Origin of the sequence: Buttiauxella noackiae ATCC 51607 (genome assembly GCF_001654865.1) — a bacterium.
Taxonomy (GTDB): Bacteria; Pseudomonadota; Gammaproteobacteria; order Enterobacterales; family Enterobacteriaceae; genus Buttiauxella; species Buttiauxella noackiae.
Genome location: NZ_LXEO01000034.1, coordinates 1 through 8,742, shown reverse-complemented (window position 1 = coordinate 8,742; position 8,742 = coordinate 1). Strand labels below are relative to the sequence as shown.

The following is an 8,742-nucleotide window of genomic DNA, read 5'->3' as shown; positions in this document are numbered from 1 at the left end:
TTTGATTTTCAGCTTGAACCGAGATTTTAGTTGATGGTTATGTGGATAACATGACGGTCGATGAAACAGAATATGCCTGGCGGCACTAGCGCGGTGGTCCCACCTGACCCCATGCCGAACTCAGAAGTGAAACGCCGTAGCGCCGATGGTAGTGTGGGGTCTCCCCATGCGAGAGTAGGGAACTGCCAGGCTCCAAATAAGTGGAAAGCCCTGTACTGACGTACAGGGCTTTTTGCTGTCTGCGATTTATGAAATGTCTACATTATACTTTCGAAAAGATTAGCTCGCTCACAATTTTTTACGCAACTACATTGAAACAGATAACTCTGTGTAGCATCAACTTTATCACCTGCTTTACTGAATCTCTGGGCTTTACGCTTATTCAGGAAGACAGGAGATTAAAAAATGACAGAAGCTGCAACAACACATCAGGATAATGGAACTCTGACAGGTTCAGATACACGCCGTCGTATTTGGGCTATTGTGGGAGCATCATCGGGGAATCTGGTTGAGTGGTTTGATTTCTATGTCTACTCATTTTGTTCTCTCTATTTTGCACATATCTTTTTCCCTTCAGGCAATAGCACAACACAACTTCTACAAACTTCCGGCGTGTTTGCCGCAGGTTTTTTAATGCGCCCGATTGGTGGTTGGTTGTTTGGTTATATTGCCGATAAGCATGGACGTAAAAACTCGATGCTCATCTCTGTTTGTATGATGTGTTTCGGCTCTCTGGTAATAGCTTGTTTACCCGGTTATTCCACGATTGGTACATGGGCCCCTGTGCTTCTGTTATTAGCTCGTTTATTTCAAGGGTTATCGGTTGGAGGTGAATACGGTACCAGTGCGACATATATGAGTGAAGTTGCCGTTGAAGGACGGAAAGGTTTTTATGCATCTTTTCAATACGTAACGCTTATTGGGGGGCAACTGTTAGCATTGCTTGTTGTGGTTGTGCTTCAACAAGTTCTCAGTGATGGAGAGCTTCGTGAATGGGGCTGGAGAATACCTTTTGCACTGGGGGCCATTCTTGCCGTTGTTGCCCTCTACTTACGTCGATCGCTGGATGAAACCTCAGAGAAATCGACACGGGAACACAAAGATGCAGGGACTCTGAGTGGGCTTTGGAAAAACCGTCGTGCCTTTATTATGGTACTCGGGTTTACGGCCGGTGGGTCGCTAAGCTTTTATACTTTCACAACCTATATGCAGAAATATCTGGTGAATACTGCAGGTATGCATGCCAATACAGCCAGTGCATTGATGACATTTGCATTGTTCATTTTTATGTTGGTGCAGCCCTTCTTTGGTGCGTTATCAGACAAAATTGGCCGCCGAAATTCTATGCTTTGCTTTGGTGGACTTGCGACCGTGATGACAGTACCGATTCTGACTGCTTTACAAAATGTGAGTTCGCCTTATGCGGCATTTGGGCTGGTCATCATCGCGATGCTAATTGTCAGCTTTTACACCTCAATAAGTGGGATTTTGAAAGCTGAAATGTTCCCACCTGAAGTTCGTGCATTAGGTGTTGGTTTGTCCTACGCAGTCGCAAATGCTCTCTTCGGCGGGTCAGCCGAATATGTAGCTCTTTCGCTGAAATCGATAGGGATGGAAACGGCATTTTTCTGGTATGTCTCCGGGATGGGGGCTCTCGCCTTTTTTGTGTCGTTATTGCTGCACCGTAAAGGGAAGGGAATCAAACTCTAATAGCTGGCTAATTGCCATATCGTATAGCCGGTGGCTGCACCGGCTATATCCCATGTGAAATCTTTCCAGCTCCACCCGCTTCCGGCCTGGCGGCTATCCCAAAGTTCTTTTGTGGCTCCGAGGCTTACAGAAAATAAAAAACCGAAATTCGCGCTACGGGAATCATTCCAGCCCTGGCGTTGACCATACTCATTGCCTGCAGCCGATAAGATAGCTGATGCAATAAAGTGCTGTGCTTTATCCTGGCCTGACCATTGATCTTGAGCCATATGACTGCAACCGCTAAGAAGTAACACTGAAGGGAGTAAAAGACGTAGCATTCATGATCCTCTGGCTACAAAAAAACCCTGCAAGCAGGGCTTTTCAGTATAGCGATGAACTACAAAATACGACTTATTAAACGGTCTATACGTATACGGCGCAGGCGGCGAATAAGCTTGCGCACCTTAACGGGGTATTCCGCAATACTCTGTAGGTCACGATAATGTTGAACGACTGTAGTGTGTGTGCGGATCAACTCTAATTCATGGTCTCGCTGGACGGTGAGTTCCTGTTTAGGGTCATGAATCAGAATTGCATTCTCCAGATCCAGCCGCCATGCTCTTGGGTTGAGGTTATTACCCGTCAGAAGCATCCACTCGTCATCGACCCACATGCCTTTCAGATGGTAACTGTTATCGTCGTCTTTCCACAGACGAACAATCAACTGCCCGCTGTTAACGTAGTATTGTAAGCGGCTCAGGAAGCGACGAAGATTGATTTCATAAAGGTAAGGTAGCGCACCGATAATCTTAAAGGGTTGATCTTCTGGAATATAAAAATCATTTGCAGTTTTATCACCGACGATAATCTCAACCTGTTTCCCTTCACGTAAGAGCTGAATAATATTACGTACCAGCACAGCAGGCAGGTTGAAATAAGGCGTACAGATAACCAGTTTTTGCTCGGTACACGGCATCAAATGGTAGATGGTTTTATTGAGCAGGCTGGTTTTACCCAATCCGACTAAAGGCGTAACGGCAAGCTGTTCGTTATCGGCATTGCCCTGGAAATGGAAACTGGCATCTCGTAGTTCCTGGCGGAACAGACGGATATCGTTTTTAATCTCCGGGCTTTTTGGCCTGTGTTGCTTATCCAGGCGATGAACCGCACGACCGCGCACCAGATTTTCCTGCATCCAGTTATACATAATGTCGGAAAGATGTGGGTTACAGATTACCTGATAGCGGTCATAACGATATTTATCATGTTGATGCAGATAAACGTCATTCACACTAGCACCGCTGTAAATCACGCAATCATCAACAATAAAACCTTTGAAATGCAGAACACCCAGTGCTTCACGCGTATTGACTGGCACACCGTACACTGGAATATCTACGCCGGGATATTCCTCAGTCATACGATGATACCAGTCAGCATTGGTATTGGTAGCGGCAGCTCCTATACGGCCTCGCTGTGCGCGATGCCAGTCCACCAGAACGGTCACTTCAATTTCCGGGCGTTGCTGTTTTGCCTGATAGAGTCCAGTTAACACGGCTTTACCTGCATCGTCTTGCTCAAGATACAATGCGACAATACAGATGCGGCGAGTTGCGCTCGCAATTTTTTGCAGCAGAACTTCACGGAAATCCGCTGGGGAGAAAAGGGTCTTTACATCATCAACTGACTGAGAAAGCTTCGGCAATTGGGCAAGGTGTTGTTGATGTTTATTACGTTTAAATTTAGACAACATCACAGTGCGTATCTTCTCTATTCATTGGATGGCCTTCTGCAAAATCCAGACGTCAGAACCTGCTGATAATACCACTACTAACCCGCAAAGTGAGTAAGTTTTCCAGTACCTTACTCACGAATCTATGCTTTTTATCAATGGAAGAGTCAGACTTACGATGCCATCTTCCAGTTGTATATCGACATCAAATCCTAGTTTTCGAGCTAAAGAGACCATGCCACGATTGTTCGGCATAGTAATGCCGTTTAACCTCTGTAGCCCATGCTCTCCCGTGTAGGCAATCAGTTTTTCCAGCAGCCGGCGACCCAATCCCAAACCCTTCAAATCAGAACGCACAAGAACTGCAAATTCGGCATCAATATTATCGGGGTCGGAGATGGCGCGCGTGACGCCGATGATCTCACTTTGGCCATTTTGTTGGCGGACAGCGACGAAAGCCATTTCTCGATCGTAGTCGATCTGGGTCATATTGGCTAAATCTTCATGGGTAAATTCGTTGATCTCACTGAAATAGCGATAGTAGAGATCCTCTTTGGTAACCCGCGAAATAAACTGTTGAAGTAATGGCTCATCTTCCGGAAGGATTGGGCGGAAGAGACACTTTTCACCATTCTTAAGGATGACATCTTCTTCCAACTGGTAGGGATAGGGGCGGATTGCCAGACGAGTTTCTGCGTCGCCTTCAAATTTCTCGAGCTGCAAAGTGACATCTAACAATGTGAACTCATTACCTGAAGCCAGCAGCGGATGAATATCCAGACGACGAATTTCAGGGCAATCAACAATCAGGTTGGAAACCTGCACCAGAACCTGGCTAATGCCGGGTACATCCAGAGGGCGTAATGCGCTGCGGCCACGAATTTTCCCGCTCTTAATGGCCTGAATCACCAGATAGCGAGCCAGATTCATATTAAGTGGCGGTAATGCCACAACAGCTTGTTGATCGGGCCGCCATTCAACCCCGCCTTCACCCAGCATGATCAGCGGCCCGAAAACGGGATCGTGTTCAACAACTATTCTTAACTCCTGAGCGCCCGCACGGTTAGCCATGTTTTGTACCAACAACCCGTGAATACGAGCTTGCGGCCAGGTCATTTTAACTCGATCAATTATGGCATCAGTTGCTTGTTGAACCTCAGTGGCGGTTCTCAGGTACAACATCACACCCTGAACTTCAGATTTATGCGGGATATCAGGGGAACGTAATTTCAGAGCGACCGGATACCCAATCTGCTCGGCAATATGCACGGCTTCTGCACTGTCACCGGCAATCCAGGTTGGCAATGTATTAAGCCCATAAGCCTGCAATATAGGGCGTACTTCATGAGTATCGAGTGAAGTGGCTCCTTCGTTTAATGCATGTTGTAGCAGGTTATGAGCTTCACTGGCATTGGCTTTTAAATTGGCGGGCAGGGCAGGTGTTTCACGCAGTTGCTTCTGATTTCGACGGTATTCCACCATATGCATAAATGCGGTTACCGCGCCCTCTGGTGTGCGGTATGTAGGAATGCCTGCATCACTGAATAACCGCCTGGCTTCCTGAGAGGAAAATTCACCACACCAGTTGGTTATTAATGCGATGTATTTGCCGCGAGGATGTTTGTGGATTAAGTCGATTAACCGGGTGGCGCTTACCGTTCCGGGGGCTGCGGCACTTGGGGCATGGATGATCATCAGGGCATCGTAATCCTGGCTATCCAGTAGTATTTCTATGGCGCGCAGGTAACGTTCAGGAGTCGCATCATCGCGAAGATCCAGTGGATTGCCACTTTCAACACTGACGGGCAAAGTGCTCTTTAGCTTATTGAGGACTTCATCACTCAGCGTTGCTAGCTTACCGTTACGTAGCCATAGCTCATCCAGTGCCAGCGCCGCAGGGGCAGCGCCATTGCTGACAATCATTAAACGCTCGCCACGCAGTGGCCGCATGTGGCTCAGGGTTTCTACCGCCGAGAACAGCTCATGAGTATCCTGAACGCGTAAAAGACCTGCACGTTGAATGGCGGCGTCCCACGCGGCATCGAGCCCCAGATGGGTTTTAAGCAACTGTTGTGCTTTGGCACTGCGACCGCTTTTAATCACCAGAATCGGTTTGTTACGTGAAGCACTTCGCGCTGCTGAAACAAAACGTCGGGCATCGCTGAGGTGTTCGAGATAAAGCAAAATAGCGCTGGTTTTGGTATCGCGAGCCAGATAATCCAGTAGCTCATCGACGTCAATATCCAGACTGTCACCGAGCGCGATAAACCATGAGAAGCCCATCTCACGCTGCTGAGCCCAATCCAGAATCGTGTTGGAAACCGCCGCTGATTGCGAAATAAAAGCCAGTTTGCCTTTCTGAATTGGGACGGGGGAGAAACTCGCATTAAGCCCTTGCCACGGAGCAAGCAAACCAAGGCTGTTTGGCCCCAGCAAACGCATTTGCCATTGAGTGGCACAAGCTAATAATTCAGGTAGTTGCTCAGGTGGGGCGGAGAGAATAATGCAGGCTTTACAGCCTTTTTCACCCAAGGCTTGCAGTAATTCAAGGTTGCGTTTTGAGTGGGTACAAATGACGGCAAGATCGGGCGGGAACGGAAGGCTTGCGATATCAGGCCAGGCAAGAACGCCGCAAACCGCTTTATGGCTTGGCGTTACAGGCATTACCGGGCCGTTAAAGTCTCCAGCCAGGAGATTGCGCATCATTAAGTAGCCTGCGCGATCTATTTTTGCAGAAGCCCCGATCACAGCGATTGATTTGGGACGCAGTAGCGCCTCCAGCCCACGTTGACTCATAGCTCTCTCCCCTGAGAATTAACTCAGTGAGTTTAAACGCTTTCTGTCTCCGCTGCTGTGATGCTGGACTGATGATGGGGTTTACCTGCCAGATATCGTTCGCGAAATAGCGTGAAATGTTCTGTCAGGCCAACAGCTGCATGCTCGTCGTCTGCAAGTGCGAGCAATGCTGCTGCAACTTCTGCTGTGCAATATTGTCCGTCGGCATGAGCTTCGCGAAGCCGATAGGCAGAGACAATGCTTAAATCCACCGAAATAACCGGTAATTGATCAAGATAAGGGCTCTTGCGGAACATCTTACGCGCTTCAGTCCAGGTGCCATCAAGCATGATAAACAACGGTGGCTTGCCAGTTTTGGGTGGTGTCGTCAGCACTTCTCGCCCAGCGTTTGCATAAGATGCAGGGAATACGACCATCGGTTGGTAATCCGGGGAGCTGACTAAATCGAGCAAAGCCTGCGGGGGTTCTGTTCGTGACCACTGGAACGCTTCGGTATCAGGTAAAATATCTGCAATGAGTCGTCCTGTATTACTCGGCTTCATTGGCTCAGTGTCGAACATAACCAGGCAGAAGCGACTCCGTGCGTTCTGTGGTTGTAATGTTTCGCACAGGCATTGTTTTAGCGGCAGCAGGCAACGCTGGCAACGGCGGATGCGGTTACCACGAGCAAGGAAGGGGCGAGTTGCGCGCGCCAGGCGTTCGGCACGAAGACGTAGGACGGCGTTTTCAGTCATCAGATAAACAAGTTTAAAAACGCCATTCTAACGTAGATGAAGCATTCGGGCACAAGAAACGTGCCCGTGAAATTAGATGTTTTCGTTCAGCCAGCTATCAAACGGTGCTTTAGGCATTGCGCCGTTTAGCATGTCGACCATTTCACCTTTTTTGAACACCATAATGGTGGGAATGCTGCGGATGCGGAAACGTGCGCTAAGTGCCGGTTCTGCTTCTGTATTCACTTTCACAAAACGTACTTTTCCACTGCGTTCTTCTGCCACATCTTCGAAGATTGGCGCAAAGTTCACACATGGCCCACACCATGGAGCCCAAAAATCTACCACCACGGGTAAGTCATCTTGCAGCAGTTTATCCAGCGTTTCACTGGTGGCATTAATCACTTCACCATCAAATAGCTCATGGCCACAACGACCACATTTCGCACCGTCGTCAATACGCTCATCGGGGATGCGATTAATCGCCTGGCAGGCGGCACAAACGGTATTCATAGCTAACCTCTAAAGGATACGTTGTCTGAAAACAGTACAAATCGTCAGTAATGTTTCTTATATGTTAAATATTATCAGCGATTAATAGAGTACCAGCCAAGTGATTTATTCGATGGATATAATAGTTATTGGCTTTTGACCAAAGTTAATGGCTAAGCCGTGCCACATCGGGTAATCTGCGCGCCACGCGCTCAGCCAGGTGGAGAGAAGAATGAACGACGAATTTAAAGGTAAAAGCGGCAAAGTCAAAGTGATGTATGTCCGCGGTGACGATGACAGCGAAAAACGCAGCCAAAACCCGCGCACAGGTAAAGGTGGTGGGCGTCCTGCAGCACCGTCACGGGGTGAGGGCCGTCGTGGTCCACGTCGCGATGATAAACCTGGAGCCGGGCGCGAGCGGAGTCGTAATGACGATCGCGGTGATAATCCGTGGCGTACCGTTTCACGACCGCCAAGAGAAGAAGTAGTTGAAGCAGGTGAGCAAATGGGTGCCAATGGCAGACCAATTGTTGACCCTGAAGTGATTCGCCGCCAGCGTGCGGAAGAAACGCGAGTTTACGGTGAAAATGCTTGTCAGGCTCTGTTCCTGAGCCGTCCTGATTGCATCGTACGTGCCTGGTTTGTCCAGAGCGTAACTCCGCGTTTCAAAGAAGCACTGCGTTGGATGGCAGCAAACCGTAAAGCTTACCATGTGGTAGACGATGCTGAGCTGGTTAAAGCATCCGGTACTGAGCATCACGGTGGCGTTTGCTTCATCATCAAAAAACGTCGTGGTATCACTGTTCAAAGCTGGCTTTCTAAAGCGGGTGAAGAAGATTGTGTACTGGCCCTGGAAAACGTTGCTAACCCGCACAACCTCGGCGGTATCATGCGCAGCTGTGCACACTTCGGTGTGAAAGGTCTGCTGGTGGAAGATGCGGCAATGCTGGAGTCTGGCGCAGCTGTTCGTACTGCTGAAGGCGGCGCGGAGCATGTTGAAGCTATCAGCGGCGAGACCTTCGAAGATGGTCTGGAACAGTTCCGTAAAGCTGGTTATGCGATTGTCACGACATCAAGCCACAAAGGGACTCCGCTTTTCAAAGCTGAGTTGCCGAAGAAAATGGTTCTGGTGTTAGGTCAGGAACGCGAAGGTGTTTCCGATGCAACATTCGAAAATGCTGATATGAGCGTGGCGATTACCGGTACTGGTAATGTTGAAAGCCTGAACGTATCAGTAGCAACCGGTGTGTTGCTGTCAGAATGGTGGCGTCAAAACAAAGCGTAATGCTTTGGTCATGATGACTAGTCCTGATATAA

The 8,742-nt window shown here is 48.6% G+C and carries 7 protein-coding genes and 1 rRNA gene; 3 read left to right on the top strand and 5 right to left on the bottom strand.

The genetic code is table 11. The features are described from left to right. Positions 1 to 75 precede the first annotated feature (75 nt). Positions 76 to 191, top strand: a 5S ribosomal RNA gene (rrf, locus tag M979_RS12330). 214 nt (positions 192 to 405) lie between these two features. Next, the gene (locus M979_RS12325) at positions 406 to 1,710 is read left to right on the top strand and encodes an MFS transporter (RefSeq protein WP_064555097.1); all 1,305 of its coding nucleotides are present in this window, start codon (positions 406 to 408) and stop codon (positions 1,708 to 1,710) included. Here M979_RS12325 and M979_RS12320 read toward each other — a convergent pair. From M979_RS12320 to trxC, 5 genes are all read right to left on the bottom strand, one after another. After that, positions 1,707 to 2,030, bottom strand: a complete 324-nt coding sequence (locus M979_RS12320) for a YfiM family lipoprotein (protein ID WP_034461825.1) — start codon at positions 2,028 to 2,030, stop codon at positions 1,707 to 1,709. The two genes, M979_RS12325 and M979_RS12320, sit on opposite strands and share 4 nt — an antisense overlap. 59 nt (positions 2,031 to 2,089) lie before the next feature. After that, positions 2,090 to 3,445 (bottom strand): CDP-diacylglycerol--serine O-phosphatidyltransferase, encoded by a 1,356-nt coding sequence (pssA, locus tag M979_RS12315; protein WP_064555096.1) that lies wholly within the window; start codon positions 3,443 to 3,445, stop codon positions 2,090 to 2,092. 114 nt (positions 3,446 to 3,559) lie between these two features. Continuing rightward, positions 3,560 to 6,220 carry a bifunctional acetate--CoA ligase family protein/GNAT family N-acetyltransferase gene (locus M979_RS12310; RefSeq protein ID WP_064555095.1) on the bottom strand — a complete coding sequence of 887 codons (2,661 nt, stop codon included), beginning with the start codon at positions 6,218 to 6,220 and terminating at the stop codon, positions 3,560 to 3,562. A 32-nt stretch (positions 6,221 to 6,252) separates the two neighbouring features. Next, positions 6,253 to 6,954, bottom strand: a complete 702-nt coding sequence (locus tag M979_RS12305) for a tRNA-uridine aminocarboxypropyltransferase (protein WP_064555094.1) — start codon at positions 6,952 to 6,954, stop codon at positions 6,253 to 6,255. Positions 6,955 to 7,026: 72 nt separating this feature from the next. Continuing rightward, positions 7,027 to 7,446 (bottom strand): thioredoxin TrxC, encoded by a 420-nt coding sequence (trxC, locus tag M979_RS12300; protein ID WP_034461817.1) that lies wholly within the window; start codon positions 7,444 to 7,446, stop codon positions 7,027 to 7,029. A 211-nt stretch (positions 7,447 to 7,657) separates the two neighbouring features. Here trxC and M979_RS12295 point away from each other — a divergent pair, with 211 nt between their 5' ends. Continuing rightward, positions 7,658 to 8,710 (top strand): tRNA/rRNA methyltransferase, encoded by a 1,053-nt coding sequence (locus M979_RS12295; RefSeq protein ID WP_064555093.1) that lies wholly within the window; start codon positions 7,658 to 7,660, stop codon positions 8,708 to 8,710. Positions 8,711 to 8,742: the final 32 nt, after the last annotated feature.